This window comes from Aridibaculum aurantiacum (assembly GCF_017355875.1).
GTDB classification, from domain to species: domain Bacteria; phylum Bacteroidota; class Bacteroidia; order Chitinophagales; family Chitinophagaceae; genus Segetibacter; species Segetibacter aurantiacus.
In genome coordinates this window covers 2,427,314-2,447,267 of sequence record NZ_JAFEWC010000001.1, presented here as the reverse complement: position 1 = coordinate 2,447,267, position 19,954 = coordinate 2,427,314, and the positions used below count along the sequence as shown (strand labels likewise).

The following is a 19,954-nucleotide window of genomic DNA, read 5'->3' as shown; positions in this document are numbered from 1 at the left end:
AGCACCTTAAAAATTCAAAAGGTTAAATTTTGTGACACTTCGTTCTTTATCTTCACGAGCTTAAATTTAAACCTATAATGAAGAGATCTCTACTTGCATTAGTATGTGTACAACTACTATTTGCGGTCAATTCTTCAGCCCAATTGCTTACGCCTGTAACACAGGTAAAGAAGTGTATCACAACAGAAGTGATGGAAGAGGCAAGAAGAAACAACCCTAACGCTGAAACCGACGCACAGTTTGAAGCATTTATGCATCAAGTAATGATGCAGCGTACCAGTCGCACAAATGCTGCTTACAATCTTCCTGTCGTTTTTCATGTCATCCATAATGGCGAGGCAGAAGGAACTGGATTTAACGTTGCTACCCAATTCATAAGATCGCAGCTTAACCAGTTGAACAAAGATTTTCTTAACCAGTCAGGAAGTCCATATGCTACGGCTGCTTCTTCTGATATCCGTTTCAGTTTAGCACAAAGAGATCCTTCAGGTAATGTTTTAAGCAATCCTGGTATAAATAGGGTAGACCGTAACCTATGGAACTGGACTGCACCAGGAAGCGGATGGTCTAGCAGCTATATAGACGGCACCATTAAGCCTAACACCATTTGGGATCCTAATCGTTATATCAACATCTGGATCTGCCCAATCAGTGGTGGCATATTAGGATATGCTACTTTTCCTACTTCTTCTACTTTGGCTGGTTTGTCAGGTGGTGAAACCGCTACAACCGCTGGTGTGGTGATTACTTCAACAAGTGTAGGAAGTGTAGTTACCCCAAGCACAGAAACTTGTTCTGAAGCAAATCCTTACAACCTTGGAAGAACTATGACCCACGAAATAGGTCACTTCTTTGGTTTACGTCACATCTGGGGCGATTCAAACTGTGGAACTGATTATGTAGATGATACGCCTACGCATCAAGCAGCCAACTATGGTACACCTGCGCATCCAAAATCAAATAGCTGTGGTACAGCTGCTGAAATGTTTGACAACTACATGGATTATACAGACGATCGCATCATGCACACTTTTACTGCAGGGCAGGTGGCACGTATGCAAACAGTTATGCAATTCAGCCCACGTAGAAAAGAACTGGCTACTTCCAATGCTGGCCTTGTAGCAGCTACAAGTAATAAAATCTCTTTCACTGCATGTAATACTACCATTACAGAAAATGAAAAAGGAACTACTACTTCATTCCCTTGGTATAGAGATATCCCGGTTATACTGAATGTAGAAGACGTAGCAACTGGTTCTGCAACTGTAACAGTATCTGCAACCGGAACAGCAGTTAATGGAAGTGACTTCCAGATTGTAAATCCTACTTTGAATTTTGCAGCAGGAGATCCTAATAAGATTATCACTGTTCGTATCATTGATGATGCTGTACCGGAGCCTACCAAAACAATTGTTCTGAACTTTTCAGTTTCTGGTACTGGAGTAACAGCAGGTACCATCAACCAAACCTATACTATCAGCATTGTTGATGACGACAGAGTGCGCCCAGGTGAAAATCCAATAACTCTTCTTAATGAAGGATTTGAAACTACTGGTGGTGCTATCCCTACTGGATGGAGCTCATTGATAGGTTCTGGTAGCCCTAACAGTTTTGTAGTAAGTGCTAATGGTACTGCAGGTGGTTCAGGCCAGGTTGCCCATATTACCAACAACACCAGCTTTAAGCCTACTACATACACCAAAACAACTAATGGTCTTGCAGTTATCCGTACTCCTTTGATAGATGCTAATGGTTTATCAAACCTGAACCTGACTTACAAGTACCAAGTTGGTGGCGAAGTGAGTGCTACTAACACAGTCATAGATTATGCTTACTCAGCATTTTCTACCGAAGCTGTTCCTAACTCTTTTAGCCAGGTTGCGGGTTCCGAACTTTTGGCTTCCAATACTCCTATTTCAGGTGTTACGAATGTTCCGATCCCTTCATCATTCAACAACACAAGGTTCCACCTGGGCGTATTGTGGAGAAACAATAACAGTGGTGGAACAGACCCTGGTGTTATAGTGGATGATTTTGTAGTAACTGCCATCGGTACTCGTATTGAATCAGCAGCATTGACAAATAACTCTTTTGCTGTTAGTCCTGGTACAACCAACAACTTCAGAAGCTCACAGAACAACAGGTTGATGGCTACTATTAGCAACGTTTCTACGAGCCTGCCTCAGTTGACTGTTTCTGTGATAGAAGCTGGAAACAACAGGCCAACAATCACTACTGAAACAGGTGACTGGATGCGCACAAGGAAAATGTTCCAGGTGAACACGCATGGCAACGAAAACGTTTCTTACACAGCTACTTTCTTCTTTACACCAACAGAAGTTGCTGCATGGGGAGCAGGTGTAAATACCTTGAAGTTCTTAAAGTTGAAATCTACAGCAAATATGCTGGGAACACTTTCATCAGCTGACGGTGAAATAGTAACACCTACATCAGTAGATGACAGGTTAACTACTGATGGTTATATCTCTTTCACTGCTACATTTACCGGTTTCTCAAGAGTAATGATGGTTGAACCTTCTACTACTTTACCAGTACGTTGGTTAGACTTTACAGGTACACTTTCTGGTAGCACAGCTAAGCTTGCGTGGAAAACAACAGCTGAATTGAACAACCGTGGATTTAATGTAGAGCGTAGTGTGGATGGTATCAACTTCAGCAATATTGGTTTTGTTACAGCTCAGAATGGTAGCGGTATCAACAGCTATAGCTTCGATGATAACAACCTTGTAAAAGGCACCCGTTACTACTACAGGATACAGCAGCTTGATATTGACAACCGTTCTTCGCACAGTTCAGTTGTAAGTATGATGTTTGGTGGTAAGGAAACCTTTACATGGTATCCTAACCCGGTGAAGACTAAGCTGGTTATCCAAAATCCAACTTCTGTAAAAAGTGCATCGGTTATTATTACCGACCTTACCGGAAGAACAATGTATAAGAGCCAGATGTTAGCAGGTAACCTGGAAATTTCTACCGGTGCCTGGGCTGCTGGAATGTATACTGTAAGAATAACAGCAGATGGTGAAACTACAAGCTTCAAAGTATTGAAGGACTAATAGGTTCATCTTAAATAGAGGAAAAGGCTACCTGTAATGGTGGCCTTTTCTATTTCATCAATTTCCCATTTTTCAAATAATTTTTTGCTGTAGCTTCCATCTCAAACAGAAACTAAAACAGATGATCAGAAAGTTCTTGACCGTTGTATTAGTGGCAGTACATGTAACCGTATTTGCCCAGCAAGGAGGAAATGTTTTAACCGTACAAAAAATAATGCGTGATCCAAAATGGATTGGCACTTCTCCATCAAATACCCGGTGGAGCTGGGATGGAAAAATCCTCTTCTTTAACTGGAACCCTGAGGGTAATATGTCTGACTCGGTTTATTATGTAACGCTAAATAATCTTACTCCACAAAAAGCCAGCGTGCAGATGCGTCGCAATACTGCATTGGATGGCGACATAACTTATAACAATGCACGCACTGGTTTTATTAGTACACGTGGTGGCGATCTGTATTATACAGATGTAAAGTCAGGGCGGGAGAGAAGGCTGACAAAAACAGTAGACGCCGAAAGCAATGTATCATTTATAAACAACGATAGCAGGATAGCTTTTAGCCGTAGCCAAAACATGTATGCTTTTGATTTAGCAACTGGCTTTACTGAACAGCTTACGAACTTTGTTCGTGGCGCGGCACCTGCAGAAAGAAGAGATAATTTAAATACGCAGGAGAAATGGTTGCGCGATGACCAGCTTCGTGAGTTTGAGGTGCTAAGGCAGCGTAAAGAAAAGCGTGATAGTGCAGAAGCCATCAGCAAGCGGATGAGAGAGAAAGATTTACGCAGCATATACATCGACGACAGGTTGATGACATCTTTGACTGTAAGTCCTGATGCGCGATTTGTGACCTATCGTTTAACCAAACGTGCAGCAAATGCTAAGAATACAATTGTTCCAAATTATGTAACAGAAACAGGCTATACAGAAGATATTCCTTCACGAACCAAAGTAGGAGCACCCGGTTCCACTAGTGAGTTTTTCATTTTTGATGTAGTAGCTGATACTGTAATTAAACTGCAGGTAGACCAGTTGCCGGGAATAAAAGATGCTCCAGATTATGCCGTTGCAGATACTTCTCGTAAGAAAGCTGCAAGAGGTGTAACTGTGTACGGACCATACTGGAATAATGCTGGAACACATGCGGTGGTTGATATCCGTTCTGACGATAACAAAGATCGTTGGATCATGAAGCTGGATGCGGCTACAGCAAAACTAAGTTTGCTTGACAGGCAGCGCGATGAAGCTTGGGTAGCAGGCCCGGGCATCAGTCCTTTTGCAGGTGGATCAAACAGGTGGATAGATGATAACAGCTACTGGTATCAAAGTGAAGCAACTGGTTATTCGCATTTGTATTCTATCAATGTAGTGACCGGTGCAAAGAACCAGATTACCTCAGGAAATTACGAGGTGAAACAGGTACGCTTGTCCAACGACAGGAAATCATTTTACATAACCACCAACCAGGTACACCCGGGCGAGCAGCATTTTTATAAAGTGAATGTAAACGGTGGTGCGCTGCAAAAGTTGACGACACTTACTGGTGCACATGATGTACGTATTTCTCCTGATGAGAAAAATCTGGCTATTCGTTATTCATATTCCACAAAGCCATGGGAGCTATACCTGCAGGAAAATAAACCAGGAGCAAAATTGGTGCAGGTTACCAACAAAGCACAATCAGCAGAATTTGCTTCTATTAATTGGATGGATCCCCAGGTTGTAACTTTTGCCGCACGTGATGGTGCGCAGGTATATGCAAGGCTTTATAAACCGGCTAACCCGCATCCTACAAAACCTGCGGTCATCTTTGTTCATGGTGCTGGCTATTTACAGAATGCCCATAAATATTGGAGTACTTATTTCCGTGAATACATGTTTCACAACCTGCTGGCGCAGCAGGGATATACTGTATTAGACATTGACTATCGCGGCAGCGAAGGGTATGGCCGCGACTGGCGTACAGGCATATACAGGCACATGGGAGGAAAAGATCTTTCAGATCATGTGGATGGTGCTAAATACCTGGTAGAGCAGCATGGTGTGGATGCAAAGCGTATTGGTATCTATGGAGGCTCATATGGTGGTTTCATCACACTCATGGCTATGTTCACTGAACCAGGTGTATTTGCTGCTGGTGCTGCGCTTCGTTCGGTTACCGATTGGGCGCACTACAACCACGGCTACACTTCTAATATTCTAAACGAACCATTCAATGATACCCTTGCTTATAGAAAAAGCTCGCCTATTTATTATGCTGATGGACTACAAGGAGCACTGCTCATGTGCCATGGTATGGTAGATGAGAATGTACATTTCCAGGATATCGTACGGCTAACACAGCGGCTGATAGAACTGGGTAAAGAAAATTGGGAACTGGCTGTTTACCCTGTAGAAGATCATGGTTTTGTAGAACCATCGAGCTGGACGGATGAATACAGGCGTATTTTAAAGTTGTTTGAAACAAACCTGAAGAAATAAAGTAGAAGGCCCCAACTCGGGGCCTTTTTTATTTTTGAAACAGCTGCTGCACCTTGCGTGCAACGCGTTGTATACTTTCTTCTTCGGGAAGTTCGTCAACATGTATCCATCGGCAAGAACTTACATGCTCTTCCTGGACCACAATATCCATTTGCGAATTACATGTAAAAAGGTAGCGGATATCATGGTGTACATGCGCCGGCTCCTGCTTACGATCGTTAGCTGGTATTGGATGACTATCTATGTCAATTATGGTAGAAAGAGGTTTGAAAGCATCGGCAGGTAAACTAGTTTCTTCTACTGCTTCGCGCAGTGCTGCCGCTAAAATATCTGCATCAGTTGTTTCTACATGACCTCCTGGTTGCAGCCAGCGGTTTAGTGTTTTATGTTCTATCAGTAAGAAAGCGTTTGCATTTGGATCATATATAAAAGCGCTTGCTGTAATATGGCCGGTAAAATTGTGTCTCGTATACAAATACCCTGTATCGAATGCAGCTACAAACTGTTTGATGGCTGCGACATTCTCATGCTCATCTTTATATTGTTGCTCATATTGAGCAAGCAGTTCTAGTACTTCTTCTTTGGTGTTCATTGTTTTAATTCAATCAGTGTTTAGTGGACACAACTTAGCTTCTTTGGCGCAATCTTTTTCTAAAACGGTTATGCTGATACGGACAGCGGTTCGATATTGATGGTGATAGAAAATTAGAAGAATTCATTTTCCTTTTGATGGAACAATAACTTTACAGCATGTACACAAGGCAAGAGGCATCGCAACTACGACAAGAATTCTGGACAACATTCGGGCAATACATGTCTCCAATATTATCAGCCGAAGGAGAGAAAGTAAACTGGATAAATTATAAGACGGGTGAAAAGCATATTCACTTCAAAATGGATGCTGCCAACCGTTCAGCGAGTATTGGCATAGTGGTTTCTCATCCTGACCCGGATATACAACAGCTGTACTTTGAACAGTTTGTTCAGCTGCGGGCTGCGCTACATGCTTCCCTTGGAGAAGAATGGAAATGGGAAATGCTGGAATATGATGAAACAGGCAAACTGGCCAGCCGGATATACACTACGCTTGATGAAACAAGTGTCTTGAATAAATCCCACTGGCCTGCGCTGATCTCTTTCTTCAAGCCTCGTATGATAGCCTTAGATGAATTTTGGAGTAATGCCCGGTATGCTTTTGAGCTATTGCGCTGATCAATTGTTCTTCAACTCTTCTTCTATCAGCTCATTCAAAATAGCTTCATTGGTGATGATCCATTCTGGTAAGTTTTCTTCCAAAGCTATTTTCCAACCCTGGTCACCTTTGCGCATATTGAAGATTTTCCTGTTGCCCCTGTCATCACAAACATCTACAGTAAACTGACCTTCTTTGATACTGTTTATCTTTCTGAAATTAAACTCCCTTAGCCTGCCCTCTGCTTTCACCAACTTTGTGAACTGGATATTTTTATTGAACTCGATCTTCATATTAAGGATTAAACTTTACATGATTCCTGCAATTTGTGTGCTACATACTATACAGGCCACACCTCATGTGGGCGCAAAGATTACATTATGTAAGTTTAAAATCAACATGAAAATCTTAAGTGTGTCATATTATATACCGATTGCGTTCATAATGAATGAGGTATAGTTTTTTTATCCATGCTGAAAATATTTACTATGGATAAGATGCAAGACCTGACAGCATTATTGAAGCATGAAATAGAAGATTTAATTTCTGCTGAAGACCAGATAATAGGTGCAATGCCTTTGATGATTGAAAATGCAAAAAGCAATACGCTTAAAAAAGCTTTGCGCCAGCATCTAAAAGTTACTCAAGCGCAGCGTAAGCGTCTTGACAAAGTGCAAAAACTAATGGGTGTAAAAAAAGGTGAAGCCAGCCAAAGCACAGGTTTTCTTTCATCCCTATTTGGTGGTATTACACAGCATGAGTGCAAAGGAATGAAAGGCATTATAGAAGAAGGAAATAAAATAATGGCCGAAGACATGGTGGATACAGTAAAAGATGCCGCCATTATTGCCAGTGCGCAAAAAGTAGAACATTACGAGATCTGCGGATATGGAACTGCCCGTTCGTATGCTAATGAACTCAACCTTACTGATGTGGCTAAACTGCTGGAAGAAACACTTAATGAAGAATATGAAGCTGATAAACTGCTAACCACTATTGCAGAAGGTGACGTAAATGTTAAAGCAGAAGGTAAGAAGCCAGCCTCAAAAGGAACTAATGGATCGGGTAGTAGTGTTACTGCAAAGAAAGCTGCATCAACGCAGGGTAGTGCTAAAAAAACTGCAGCTACACCAAAGAAAGCCGCATCTAAATCCACTACGGCTACAGCTAAAAAAGCAGCAAATAAAACCAGTAAAAAATAAAGAGAAGGTAGCTATTGGCTACCTGTTTTCTTTAGCGCGGTGACAGATAACTTCTATAGAAAAACTGAAGGCTAAAGCAAAAGCAACTGCTTCCCATACAGATTGTCTTACCAAAAGAGAAATGATGATCATCACTAAACAGAATATACTGGCCACAACGGTTAATGCATTTCTCTCCGACAGGTACTTTTTCATGCGAATTCAGGGTGTTTGATTGCATAAAAGTACATCACAGGCGCCGTTATCTGCTCCTGCGCCTGTCGTATAGCGCTTAATTCTTCATTAAAAAAGACATGTTATTCTTTTGCCCTATGATAGCAGGGTAAAGCCATTGAGGCAGTTAACTTACCAAGTTTGCATGTTTTGTAAATTGAAAGAGAGAAACTACAAGCCGGTCTTCCGTTTTATGTTAGCCATCATTCTATTGAAGTCGCTTTCAGTAGGAAGTATATCATCTAGTTTCTTTCCATGATGCGCTTCCCACTCTTTCTTTTCGTCCTCAGTTCCAGGTGGTCTATAGTTGAGTTTACTTAATCGTACAATCTCTTTTTTTGAAACGAGTTTTACTTCCTTATCAGCCAAAACTCTTTGCCGCACATGACCACATATATCAAAATGCGGGTGTACATTCCTGCCGCCGAGGTGAAGCCAATCCCAACTCAATTTCATTTTTTCAGCATAAGCGTATAGTTCATCTAAACTATCTGCTACCAGGTGAACTCCATCTGTGTATAGCATAGCAGGGTTTTCATTGGTTCTGCAATATGTTTGCCAGTAAGACGATCAAAAGGACAAAGTAGTGCCCAATTCAGACACTGAAAATGAAAATATTTTAGGCTGTTGTGGTGACGTCCTCGTTATATTTGGTTTCAACCTGCTAACCCATGCGTTATTCTGCTATCGTCCACCTATTCATCATTTACCTGGCCATTCAAAGCCTGTACTCCGGCGTAAACTATATTATAGGCAACTTTTATAGTGTGGTGGTACTTTTACTTGAAGACCTAACTTCTTTCTCTCTTTTAGCAGGCGCTCCTCTTTATCTTTCTTCTGGGCTGCTTTCTGTTTTAATAGGCTTCATCATACTTATTCGATCTGCCGCTATCACCAGGTTTGTAGTAGAAAGATCAAAATTTGCGGATAATGTAAAAGTCTCTGTGAATGCAAAACAGCTGCTATCTGTTGTAATAGTTTTCCTGGCTTTAAGTTCTTTACTGATTGCTATACCTAACTTCTTAACAAACTTATGGAGCACATTCAGAGAAAATGCAGGCGCATTTTTGTCCAATGAAGAAACCATTAGCAGTGAAGACTGGTACCTGAGTATTGTCAAAATCTTTCTTCCTTGCCTGATGATCGTTTTCTGCAAGCCGCTTACGGTTTATTTTTCTAAGAACATCTTTTTTGATGAGGATATACAGCTAGTTGAGACGGAAATTGCTGAAGCAGACGACACAGCTGTAGAGCCTGCTACGGAAGCTGATCCGGCGGATGATAACACTGCCAGTTTATAATGAATGTAGTGCTGGCACTTCTTCTGTATAAAACATATAGTTAATGTGTGTTAAATCTCCATATATTTTGCTGCCGTTGCTTTCGATGTTGAAACAATGACTACATTTGCATCGCAATGAACAAATCGAGCCTTCATAACCACTGCATGTCTACAAACTGTTGTTGCGGTTGTTGTCTACCTATGAAGAAGGCTGTAAAGTAATATTGTCATTACCTCATTATATACAAGCCTTCCAACCCTGGGAGGCTTTTTCTTTTTTACATACACAAAACGATAAACCAAAATAAATATGAACATACATACAGACCGATGTTGTAGCCAATTAAACAATAGCTACTAAACAAAACATCAAAATCAAATTCAAACAAACTCATGAACGTACAAGCTTCTTCCTCTTTAAAAGGATTAGTTCTGATTATTATTTTTTCTCTTACGCTCGTTATAGCCAACGCTCAAAACATATCTACAACCGGTACTGTAAGAGACGCATCGGGTAACACCCTTAGCGGCGCTACCGTTTTTATAGAAGAAACAAAAAACACCGTGGTTGCCGATAGTGACGGCACGTTTAGGTTGTCGCTTCCAGCGGGCACCTATACGTTAGTAGTTTCTTATGTCGGACAGGCAACACAGCGTGTATCAGTTAATATATCAAATAATACTACCGTACTTCCGGCTATCAGCCTGGCAACTGTTGCTAATGCCAATACCGTTGTAGTAGTAGGTTCACGTAATCCTAAACGTAGCGCTATTGAGACAGCTGTTCCGGTGGATGTCATACCTCTTGCTCAGATCACAGGACAGGTAGGTCAGCTGGACCTATCGCAGTTGCTTAGTTTTCTTGCTCCTTCATTCAACTCTGTTCGCCAGACCTTAGGCGATGGTACCGATCACATTGACCCGGCGCACTTACGCGGACTTGGTCCAGACCAGGTGCTGGTACTGGTGAATGGCAAGCGTTATCATCAGTCGTCTTTGGTGAACGTAAATGGAACCGTTAACCGTGGTACTGTTGGAACGGACTTGAACTCCATACCTGCCAGTTCTATTGAAAGAGTAGAGATACTTCGCGATGGCGCTTCTGCACAATATGGATCGGATGCTATAGCGGGAGTTATTAATATTGTTCTAAAAAAGAGAACCGGCCTTAGCCTTTCGACTACCTATGGTCAACACATTTCGAGCTATGATAAGAACTACGCTTATAACCGTTTGAACCCAAATAACCAGCTTCCTGGTAAGGTGAATGCAAACGATGGTGAGAATTACCAGGCAACACTTAACTATGGCTTCAACCTGAAGAAAGGATATTTGAACCTTTCTGCAGAATACCTGCGCCGTGGTGCTACCAACCGTAGCGGGTTGTATACCGGCCAGATCTGGCCCAGCGTAAACGGCAGGGACGTTTCAGATAGCATTAATGCTGCTAAAGGATTAACAAGAGACGATTTTGATCTGCGTCTTGGAAATTCAAGAATTGAGGGTGGTGGCGTAGTAGCCAACTTTGCTTATCCAATCAATGACAACCTGGAAGTATATGCTTACGCTTTAGCCAATGGTAAAAACGGTAATGCTGCAGGTTTGTATCGTTATCCAAACAGCATCCGAGTTGGTGGAAGCTTTCCTTCAAGCAACAGCAGTTCAGCAGCAGCCGCTGCAGCAGTAAGAGCTCTTTATCCTAATGGCTTTCTGCCAGAACAAAATTCACGTGTACGCGATTATTCAGCTTCGGCAGGTATACGTGGTAAATTAGGTAGCTGGAGATTTGATGCAAGTGAAACCTTCGGCGCTAACACTTACACTTACCTGGTAGATAATTCAGTGAATTATACTCAAGCATATTTACCTGGCATCACTCCACAGCAGTTGCAAACGAGCTTCAACAGTGGTAAGACCAGGACATGGCAATCTATCACCAATCTTGATCTTTCAAAAAACCATGATGTACTGGAAGGTTTGAACACTGCAGTAGGAGCGGAGTTCAAAGTAGACGGTTATGGTATTGAAGCCGGGGAATTTAACTCGTATGCAAATCTTACTACCGACAGGGGATTAGCTTCCATTGCAGGTGCACAGGTTTTCGCAGGTTTTTTACCTGAAAGTGCAGGTACCTGGACAAGGCGCAGCTTTGCTTTGTATAGCGACAATGAGCTGGACATAACAAAGAAATGGCTGGTGTCGGCTGCATTGCGTTTTGAGAATTTTTCTGATTTCGGCTCTACGCTGAATTATAAAGTTGCTTCACGCTACAAGTTGGCAGACTGGCTAAGCTTGCGTGGTGCTACCTCTTCTGGTTTCAGGGCACCTTCTCTTCAACAGCAGCACTACTCAAAGGTGACTACGCAATTCATTACCATCAATGGTCAACTTGTTCCTGTTCAAGCCGGAACTTTTACCAATGATTCTAAAATTGCCCAGATACTTGGAATTCCGCAACTGAAGCAAGAGACGTCTATTTCTTATTCATTAGGAGCTACTTCAAGATTGGCAAGAGGCCTGGAGCTGACAGTTGACGCGTACCAGGTAGACATCAACAATCGCATCATCTTATCGAACGCTTTTGATGGTGGTACAGACCCTGCTTTAACAGCTGAATTGAACAATGCCGGCGCTAATCGTGCATCTGTATTTGCAAATGGTATCAACACCCGCTCAAGAGGTTTAGAAGCCGTGCTTAGCTACGCAGTGAAATTAGGAGGGAAGCATAACCTGAATGTAACGCTTGCTCACTCAACCGTTCAAAATCGTGTAAGGAGAGATGAGAATGATAAGGTTATCATTCATGGATCAGATGTATTGATCAACTCTGGCCAATTGGGCAGGTATTTCAACCGTCTTGACCAGTCGCGTATCGAAACGCAGAGTCCGCAGAACAAGCAGATCTTGTCTCTCCAATACCGTGTAGGCAAGTTTGGTACACTGTTGCGCTTTTCACGTTTTGGAAGCACCACATTCCTGGCTGACACTACGGGTGGAGCTGCTCTTGTTGTAAATGGATTTACAGGTCAACGCGAAACGCTTGATCAAAGATTTAGCGGAAAAACGCTTACTGATCTGAGCTTCACTTACGACATCAACAAGCGTTTTGCAATCAACGTGGGAGCAAACAACCTGTTTGATGTGTATCCTGATGTGCAGGAACATTTCAACAGTACATCCTCTGGTCGCTTTACGTATTCTCGTGCTGTGTCGCAATTTGGCTACAACGGCAGGTATGTATACGGCAGGCTAACATTTAACTTGTAAGCCTACTTACTATAAAAGAAAAGCTCTCCGCAATGGAGAGCTTTTCTCTTTTAAAACTATTTATGTTGTTCTACTTCTGGTTGAAATTGAACCTCAATCCACCCATCAACCATCTGCCGGGCATCTGGCTTCCAAGCAGGTCGCTGTAGTTTTCATCCAATAGATTATCAACCTGCACAAAAGCATTCAGCCCGTTTACCAGCATAGCCTGCAGCTTTGTATTTAGCACAAAATATTCTTTAGAAAGCGTGGCATTTATGGCAGATGCCTGCATTATTCCGCGCTGCTTGTATAATCCGGCCACACTTACAGAAAACCTGTTGAACCTGTACTCAACATTGAAGTTGGTAAGGAAACGTGCGTGCGAAGAGATGTAAAAAGAGGGTACTGCATCACTGCTTTCGCTATTGATCCACACCAATCCCAGCATTGCAAATAATTGTTGTTTTTTAGAAAGCTGGTGTACATATTTTACATCTGTTTCAAAACCTGTAGAGGTTACTTTGGCTATGTTTTTAGCCAAAGCATAACGACCAGTTGGTACCAGGTTGCTGGTTCTAGGCATCTGCTCAAAAGGAGTAGGAACCCAATCCACCAGGTCCGTATTAAATCGCTGGAAGAATGTAGAACTGATCCTTAGGTTTTTGATGCCGAGGTAGTCAACACCTGCTTCATAGCTGGTGGAGCGTTCAGCAGTAAGATCAGGATTACCAATGCTGCCACTTGTAACCCTGGCTCTGTTATAGTTATTGAACCTTTCAGTGAAATCTGCATCACGTGTGGTCTTGCCTGCAGAAGCGCGTAGCTGCCAGTGCGGTAGCTTGTAGGCTACATTCACTTGTGGTATAACTTCCCAGCCTGCTCTTTCATGGTAATCTACACGTATTGCAGGATTAATGAACAGGTTTTCATTGAAGCTTTTATTCAATAAAACAAAAGCACCTACCTGGTCTAGTTGGTGATTACCTCTGTCGTTTGAAGAAATTTGTTTGTTGACCCACTGAGCGCCTGAGGTAATAGAAAGATCTTCTTTAAACTGGTAGGAATGGACCGCCAGCGCCTGTAGTAACTGGCTTTTATTCAGGTTAGGAAGAGAAGCAGAATTGAAGGTGAACTCATCCTTTACATGTTTGTGACCCACATCAAAACTCAGTTGGTGTTTTCCTTTTTGGTAAGCCAGCTTCAGGTGGTTCCATAAGGATGTTACTTTTTCTTTTGCGGTATCAGATGCAAACGTGGTGTAGAAATTTTGTGCAGCAAAGTCACGGCTGTCGTAGGCTGAACGAAACGACAGTTGCAGATTTTCGCTGAAGCTATGACTGACAGAGCCGCTTAAAGTGTTGTTGTAAAAGAACCCCCTCGTGCCACGCTGCAACTGCCCAGTAGCATTGTTAGAAATAGCTCCCGCAGCTACGGCTGTTTTACCTTTTTTTAGGTAGCCGCCTACCTGCGCATTCCACAGGCCATATTCACCCACCACACCTTGCGCACTGATTTGTTTTCCGTCTGCTTTGCCTTTTGATGCAAATGTTTTCGTAATGATGTGAATAACACCTCCCACAGCTTCCGTTCCATAAATAGCTGATGAAGCACCTTTCAAAACTTCTATACGTTCAATTTCTGAAGGAGCAATAGGAATATAGCTATTAAAGTGTCCAGTGTTTGGGTCGTTCAACCGGATGCCATCCAGCACCACAAGCACCTGCTGAAAAGTGCCGCCACGCAGTACTATATCACTTTGTGCACCCATTGGACCACGTGCCTGCACTTCCAGGCCCGGCAGGTACCGTAGCAATTCATCAATTGAATTCACCGGGAATTTGGAAATGCTCTCGCCGCTGATGACAGTAATATTTCTGCCGGTTGTATTGGCTGATACAGGATGTAATGAAGCTGTAACGGTTATAGGATCCAGTTCCGCCTGTTGGCTGTTTGCAATGGTTCCATTTAAGATCAATGCTGAAGCCAGCACGACTTTAGAAAGTTTATTTCTCATCATAAAGTAGATGTGCGGCTTGTTTCATGTAGCAATCATCGCCAGCCGCCATTGTTTGGTTTAGAAATGGCGGCAAATGTAATCTCCACTACTACCTGCGGCAATTAAAAGACATTAAGAACAATTCGGATCCCCAACAATTGGTCTTACCACCTCATCACATACATTAGTATTTCTAATTTCTATGCTCTTACAGCTGTATCGTACTTCTAAAATTCTACTTCGTACCTGAGATCCAACTTCCAACTTCTAACCTCGTACTCAATCATCGTACTTCCGACTTCCCACTTCGTACCTGACCTCCTACTTCCAACTTCCAACCTCAAACTTGATATCCCACCTCGTCCTTGCAAATCACATCCTTTACCCACACCACCCGCGGCTTATTAACAGCTTTTCCACGTTATCCACCTATTTTTTACAACCGTTCACAGCGTTTGGACAATTTTTCCCATTGCTGGTGGTGCTCCTGCTTTTAATGTATGTTCGCACTTACCCTAAAATTGTAGATAGTGAGATTAAAGAGTTTAGAAATAAAAGGCTTTAAAAGCTTTGCCGACAAAACAGTCGTGAATTTCGATGAAGGGATCACCGGGATCATTGGACCCAATGGTTGCGGCAAGAGCAATATCATTGATAGTATTCGCTGGGTAATTGGCGAGCAAAAGATCAGTGCACTGAGAAGCGAAAACCTGGAGGCGTTGGTCTTCAATGGTTCGCGTACACGTAGCGCAAGTGGTCTTGCCGAGGTAAGCCTCACTTTCGAAAACACCAAGAACCTGTTGCCCACCGAGTTCAGCACCGTTACCGTTACCCGCAAATTCTATAAGAACGGCGAAAGCGAATACCGCCTGAACGACGTAAGCTGCCGGATGAAGGATATCCATAACCTGTTTATGGATACTGGTATCAGCACCGATAGCTACGCGATCATTGAACTGGGGATGGTGGATGATATCATTCGCGATAAGGAGAACAGCCGCCGCCGCATGCTGGAACAAGCTGCGGGTATCACTATTTACAAAACACGTAAAAAAGAAGCCAAGGCAAAGCTCGATGCAACGGAAGGGGATCTTAATCGCATTGAAGACCTGTTGTTCGAGATAAACAACCAGCTAAAGACACTGGAGAACCAGGCAAAAAAGGCTGAGAAGTATTACGAGATCAAGAAAGATTATAAAGAGATATCTGTTGAGCTGGCGAAAGCTTCATTGGAAGGTTTCAATGATACTTACCGCGAACTGAGCGAGCAGAGCGAGGTAGAGACTGATAAAAAGGTTCGTTTAGAAGCAGAAATTGCTACCGAAGAAGCTGCTTTGGAGCAAGAAAAAGTAGGCTTCATTGAAAAGGAGCGTGCGCTGCAGGCTATGCAGCACGAGTTCAACGAACTGGTGGCAAAGCTTCGCACACAGGAGAATGAAAAGAATCTTGCTTCGCAAAAACTGACATATCTAAAAGAAAAAGAAACCAGCATTGTTGACTTCTTGCATAAGGCAGAAGGACAATTGCAAGGGATAGATGAGTCTATAGAATTTACCACCGTTCAACTAAGTGAAGAAGAAGGAAAACTGGTAAATCTCCAGACGCAGCTGGATACTGCGCGGATGGACGTTGAGACCAAGCGTCGTGTGTTTGATGAGAAGCGTGGAAATATAGACCAGCTTCGCAGGCAATACCAGGAGATCCAGCGCAAGCAGTTTGATGCAGAGAAAAAAGTTGCGGTTGCTGATGCGTCTATTCAAAACCTGCAGAGAGCGCTAACACAGTTGCAGGACGAACGACAGCAGCGTGAAGCACAACTGAAGCAACTGGAAGAACAGCGTGCAGATAAAGAGCAAGAGCTGGAAGACAAACGTGTAGACCTGCGCCAATTGCAGGAGCAGCACGAGGCAACCAAGCAACAAATTTTGCAGACCCAGCAGGAGCTGGAAGCACTGCGACTAAAACTGGCAGAAGAAAACCGCAAGCTCGATAGCAAGCGCAACGAACACGCACTTTTGAAGAGCCTCATCGACAGCATGGAAGGCTACCCGGAGAGCGTGAAATTCCTGCACAACAACAAGAACTGGAACCATACAGCACCTATTCTTTCTGATATCATTTATGTAAAAGAAGATTATCGTGCAGCTGTAGAAAACGTGCTGGAGCCTTACCTTAATTATTATGTAGTGAACGACCTGCAGGAAGGTTTGGTTGCTATCAATTTGCTGGAAGGAAACAAGAAAGGCAAGGCCAACTTCTTCATGCTCGACAGCGTGAACAACTTTGTAAAAAAGGAGGAGCATCAGCCGGCCAAGACCATTCCGGCAATGGATGTAATAGAGGTAGATGAAAAATACCGCAAGCTGGCAGAGTACCTGTTGTGCAATGTTTTTATTGCTGATGACGAAGCAGCACTACAAGACAGCGACGGCGCTATCGTACTTGAAAAGCATGGCAAGTTTGTAAAAGGCAAATACAGCCTGAGCGGCGGAAGCGTCGGTTTGTTTGAAGGAAAGAAAATAGGCCGTGCTAAGAACCTGGAGAAACTGCATGAGCAGATAGTTGCGCAGGAAAACGTGGTGAATGCTTTGAAAGCTGACATCCAGGCGAAGCACAACCAGGTGATCGGCTATAGCGAGCAGTTAAAAGAAAATGCGATAAAGCAAACACAGCAGGAGATAAGCGATCTTACCAACCAGGTGTTTGCTTTGCAAAATAAGTTAGAAAACCTTTCTGCACTGCAGGCCACCAGCCAAAAGCGTTTGGAAGATCATGAGAATAACCTGGCGATTAACCAGGATGCCATTGCGGATGTACGTGAAGAATTGCTTACGCTAAATGAGCAGCTACAGGCATCAAGTGATGAGATGAAAAACCAGGAACAGGATTATCAATCTGCGGAGCAGGAGTACCAGGAGGTGAATAAACTATTCAATGAAAGTAACCTGGCACTGACCCGCCAACAGAGCAAGATTTCTGCGCTGAAGACGGAATTACAGTTTAAGCGTAATCAACTGAATGACCTGACACAGCAGGTAGAAGAGAACAAAGTTCAACTGAAGCAGGCAACGGAGAACATCATAGAAAATGAAGCTATTTTAAAAGATAGCGAAGCATTCCTCATCAACCTGATGCGGATGAAGGAAGAAGAAGAGAAGAAGCTAAATGAAGCTGACCAGGCGTACTACAACATTCGCAATATCCTTAGTGAGAAGGAAAGTGAAGTGCGCATGAAGACTAAGAGCAAGGAGATGATAGATCACCTGCTGACAGAGATAAAAGATAAACTGAACGAACTGAAGCTGCAGTTAGCTGGAATGAAAGAAAGGCTGAGCGTTGAGTTCAGGATAGAACTGGATGAAATCATTGACCAGCCACGTGCTACAGAAACACCGGTAGAAGAATTGCAGGCGGCTTCGGATAGAATGAAGAAGCGACTAGAGAATATGGGCGAGGTAAACCCTACCGCTATTGAAGCTTACCAGGAAATGAAGAAGCGCTATGATTTTATCGTGGAGCAAAAGAATGACCTGGTAACGGCGAAAGAAAGTCTGCTTCAAACAATCCAGGAAGTAGAAACTACAGCGAACCAAAAGTTCCTTGATACTTTTAACGCAGTAAGAGAAAACTTCCAGAAGGTGTTCCGCGCTTTGTTTACTGAAGAAGATTTTGGAGATCTTATTTTAGAAAACCCGGAGAACCTTGCTGAAACAGGAATTGATATTGTGGCCAAGCCTAAAGGTAAAAAACCAAGCAGCATTGGCCAGTTGAGTGGAGGAGAAAAAACACTTACTGCAACTGCGCTGTTGTTCGCAATTTACCTGATCAAGCCAGCACCATTCTGTATCCTCGACGAGGTGGATGCGCCGCTGGATGATGCCAACGTAGGTAAGTTCACCAAGATGATACAGCAGTTCAGCGAGAACAGCCAGTTCATCATCGTTACGCACAACAAGCAAACCATGGGCGCTGTAGATGTTATCTATGGTGTAACCATGCAGGAGCCTGGCGTGAGTAAGCTGGTGCCGGTGGATTTTAGGAGCCTGGCGAATTAAGTAAAAAGTCAAAAGTCAAAAATCAAAAGGAGAACGTTCAATGCTCGTTCTCCTTTTTTTGTGCCGCCAGTTTTTGCTTTTTGCTTTTTGACTTTTGATTTAGACATTTGCTTCCAATGTACAAATCCGTCGCTATTCTTTTTCTTGCTTGTTTTTCCTGCTATATTCTCTTTACCCGCACACCAGATTATTTCGACTCGGAATTTACTCCGGGAACAGTTGTATTGCCCGATACTGCTGATTGGGCAAAGAAAGCTGTGGTTTATCCTGTAGGTAAAGAAAAATTTACAGTTCCCATAGAAGGATGGGGCAGTAGCCAGGTAGCTAAGGGCGATAAAGTAACGGTTATCTACAACCCAACTAATCCTTCAGAAGGTGCTATGTATACCTTCTTTTCCTATTGGTTAAAATTGCCGGAACTTCTTATTTCTGCAACTATATTTCTCCTGCTATTTTTTGGTGCTGTTTTCATTACTGGTGAAAATCAACCCGAGGAACCAGACGATGGCTCTTACAAGAAAAAGAGAAAGTACAAGGACTGATTATAAAAAAGAAGGGCATCCCACTAATGAGATACCCTTTCCTGCTGCATAAAACCATCTACTAAACAAAAAACATAAAGAACATTATTCACATTCTTAGTGCTAGTGGTAAAAAGACCGGTGCTTTTCCACATGGTTTAAATTCTTCAACTGTAATCAGTTCCTTTAACTCCTTTTTCACGTATGCGTACCCCATTTCTGAATATTACAATAGTAGCTGTATTGCTGCTTTTATGTTGTTGTAGCAGCATACCTGCCTATCATTATTCCCGCCAAGGAAATGCTATACCACTAGGTGAAGACTGGAGAGAGATCATACCTGCTGCCGTTGGTGAATTTAGCCGGATAAAAATGGATGAGCCTTCAGATAACCGCGATGGTAAAGCTTTTTATAAACATGAAAAGCAAATGCTGGTAGTAAGGTTTATGAAGCTGGAAGATGAAAGAAAGCTAAAGCTGTACATGGTGGAAGCCAGCAAAGACATCGCCAGGCCAAGGGAATGGAACCAGCGAAAGGTGCACACATCTGGTGAAAATAAGTACGTAGTATATAAGCAGCCGGGCAACAACTATGTAGCCTGGAACCGTGGCCTATACTATTTTGATGTATTAACAGACAATGAGGCGGTGCTGGATGAATTCCTTAAGAACTTCCCTTACTAGC

At 42.8% G+C, this 19,954-nt stretch carries 14 protein-coding genes; 9 read left to right on the top strand and 5 right to left on the bottom strand.

Going from position 1 to position 19,954, the window contains the following annotated elements:
- The first annotated feature begins 77 nt into the window (after window positions 1–77).
- Both J4N22_RS10210 and J4N22_RS10205 read left to right on the top strand, forming a co-directional pair.
- Complete coding sequence (locus tag J4N22_RS10210) at window positions 78–3,077, top strand: M43 family zinc metalloprotease (protein WP_207493925.1); 3,000 nt, start codon at window positions 78–80, stop codon at window positions 3,075–3,077.
- Between the two features lie 121 nt (window positions 3,078–3,198).
- Window positions 3,199–5,559 (top strand): prolyl oligopeptidase family serine peptidase, encoded by a 2,361-nt coding sequence (locus tag J4N22_RS10205; RefSeq protein ID WP_207493924.1) that lies wholly within the window; start codon window positions 3,199–3,201, stop codon window positions 5,557–5,559.
- A gap of 28 nt (window positions 5,560–5,587) precedes the next feature.
- Here the strand turns inward: J4N22_RS10205 and J4N22_RS10200 are convergent, their stop codons facing one another.
- Window positions 5,588–6,151 carry an NUDIX hydrolase gene (locus J4N22_RS10200; RefSeq protein WP_207493922.1) on the bottom strand — a complete coding sequence of 188 codons (564 nt, stop codon included), beginning with the start codon at window positions 6,149–6,151 and terminating at the stop codon, window positions 5,588–5,590.
- 158 nt (window positions 6,152–6,309) lie between these two features.
- On the opposite strand from J4N22_RS10200, the gene J4N22_RS10195 reads away from it, so the two are divergent.
- Window positions 6,310–6,771 (top strand): DUF4268 domain-containing protein, encoded by a 462-nt coding sequence (locus tag J4N22_RS10195; protein WP_207493920.1) that lies wholly within the window; start codon window positions 6,310–6,312, stop codon window positions 6,769–6,771.
- Here the strand turns inward: J4N22_RS10195 and J4N22_RS10190 are convergent, their stop codons facing one another.
- Complete coding sequence (locus tag J4N22_RS10190) at window positions 6,772–7,044, bottom strand: hypothetical protein (RefSeq protein ID WP_207493918.1); 273 nt, start codon at window positions 7,042–7,044, stop codon at window positions 6,772–6,774.
- Window positions 7,045–7,239: 195 nt separating this feature from the next.
- Here J4N22_RS10190 and J4N22_RS10185 point away from each other — a divergent pair, with 195 nt between their 5' ends.
- Entirely contained in the window at window positions 7,240–7,953 is a 714-nt protein-coding gene (locus J4N22_RS10185; protein WP_207493916.1) for a YciE/YciF ferroxidase family protein, read from the top strand.
- Between the two features lie 18 nt (window positions 7,954–7,971).
- Here J4N22_RS10185 and J4N22_RS10180 read toward each other — a convergent pair whose 3' ends face one another.
- Both J4N22_RS10180 and J4N22_RS10175 read right to left on the bottom strand, forming a co-directional pair.
- Window positions 7,972–8,148: a hypothetical protein gene (locus J4N22_RS10180; protein ID WP_207493914.1), complete on the bottom strand. Its 177-nt coding sequence runs from the start codon at window positions 8,146–8,148 to the stop codon at window positions 7,972–7,974.
- A 189-nt stretch (window positions 8,149–8,337) separates the two neighbouring features.
- Window positions 8,338–8,691: a DUF4031 domain-containing protein gene (locus J4N22_RS10175; RefSeq protein WP_207493912.1), complete on the bottom strand. Its 354-nt coding sequence runs from the start codon at window positions 8,689–8,691 to the stop codon at window positions 8,338–8,340.
- 146 nt (window positions 8,692–8,837) lie between these two features.
- On the opposite strand from J4N22_RS10175, the gene J4N22_RS10170 reads away from it, so the two are divergent.
- Window positions 8,838–9,467, top strand: a complete 630-nt coding sequence (locus tag J4N22_RS10170) for a hypothetical protein (protein WP_207493910.1) — start codon at window positions 8,838–8,840, stop codon at window positions 9,465–9,467.
- 374 nt (window positions 9,468–9,841) lie between these two features.
- Window positions 9,842–12,715, top strand: coding sequence for a TonB-dependent receptor (locus tag J4N22_RS10165; protein ID WP_207493908.1), 2,874 nt, complete (start codon window positions 9,842–9,844; stop codon window positions 12,713–12,715).
- Between the two features lie 70 nt (window positions 12,716–12,785).
- Here the strand turns inward: J4N22_RS10165 and J4N22_RS10160 are convergent, their stop codons facing one another.
- A complete protein-coding gene (locus J4N22_RS10160) occupies window positions 12,786–14,714 on the bottom strand; it encodes a TonB-dependent receptor plug domain-containing protein (protein WP_207493906.1) in 1,929 nt (642 codons plus the stop codon).
- Window positions 14,715–15,223: 509 nt separating this feature from the next.
- Here J4N22_RS10160 and smc point away from each other — a divergent pair.
- The 3 genes from smc (at window position 15,224) to J4N22_RS10145 (ending at window position 19,953) form a co-directional block, all read left to right on the top strand.
- A complete protein-coding gene (gene smc, locus J4N22_RS10155; RefSeq protein ID WP_207493904.1) occupies window positions 15,224–18,748 on the top strand; it encodes a chromosome segregation protein SMC in 3,525 nt (1,174 codons plus the stop codon).
- 116 nt (window positions 18,749–18,864) lie between these two features.
- On the top strand, window positions 18,865–19,290 hold the full coding sequence (locus tag J4N22_RS10150) for a DUF3592 domain-containing protein (RefSeq protein WP_207493901.1): 426 nt from the start codon (window positions 18,865–18,867) through the stop codon (window positions 19,288–19,290).
- Window positions 19,291–19,473: 183 nt separating this feature from the next.
- Window positions 19,474–19,953, top strand: a complete 480-nt coding sequence (locus J4N22_RS10145; protein ID WP_207493899.1) for a hypothetical protein — start codon at window positions 19,474–19,476, stop codon at window positions 19,951–19,953.
- Window position 19,954 lies beyond the last annotated feature (1 nt).

Coding starts and splice junctions, on each gene's coding strand:
- J4N22_RS10210 (WP_207493925.1), top strand. CDS start 78: ATGAAGAGATCTCTACTTGCATTAGTATGTGTACAACTACTATTTGCG.
- J4N22_RS10205 (WP_207493924.1), top strand. CDS start 3,199: ATGATCAGAAAGTTCTTGACCGTTGTATTAGTGGCAGTACATGTAACC.
- J4N22_RS10200 (WP_207493922.1), bottom strand. CDS start 6,151: ATGAACACCAAAGAAGAAGTACTAGAACTGCTTGCTCAATATGAGCAA.
- J4N22_RS10195 (WP_207493920.1), top strand. CDS start 6,310: ATGTACACAAGGCAAGAGGCATCGCAACTACGACAAGAATTCTGGACA.
- J4N22_RS10190 (WP_207493918.1), bottom strand. CDS start 7,044: ATGAAGATCGAGTTCAATAAAAATATCCAGTTCACAAAGTTGGTGAAA.
- J4N22_RS10185 (WP_207493916.1), top strand. CDS start 7,240: ATGGATAAGATGCAAGACCTGACAGCATTATTGAAGCATGAAATAGAA.
- J4N22_RS10180 (WP_207493914.1), bottom strand. CDS start 8,148: ATGAAAAAGTACCTGTCGGAGAGAAATGCATTAACCGTTGTGGCCAGT.
- J4N22_RS10175 (WP_207493912.1), bottom strand. CDS start 8,691: ATGCTATACACAGATGGAGTTCACCTGGTAGCAGATAGTTTAGATGAA.
- J4N22_RS10170 (WP_207493910.1), top strand. CDS start 8,838: ATGCGTTATTCTGCTATCGTCCACCTATTCATCATTTACCTGGCCATT.
- J4N22_RS10165 (WP_207493908.1), top strand. CDS start 9,842: ATGAACGTACAAGCTTCTTCCTCTTTAAAAGGATTAGTTCTGATTATT.
- J4N22_RS10160 (WP_207493906.1), bottom strand. CDS start 14,714: ATGATGAGAAATAAACTTTCTAAAGTCGTGCTGGCTTCAGCATTGATC.
- J4N22_RS10150 (WP_207493901.1), top strand. CDS start 18,865: ATGTACAAATCCGTCGCTATTCTTTTTCTTGCTTGTTTTTCCTGCTAT.
- J4N22_RS10145 (WP_207493899.1), top strand. CDS start 19,474: ATGCGTACCCCATTTCTGAATATTACAATAGTAGCTGTATTGCTGCTT.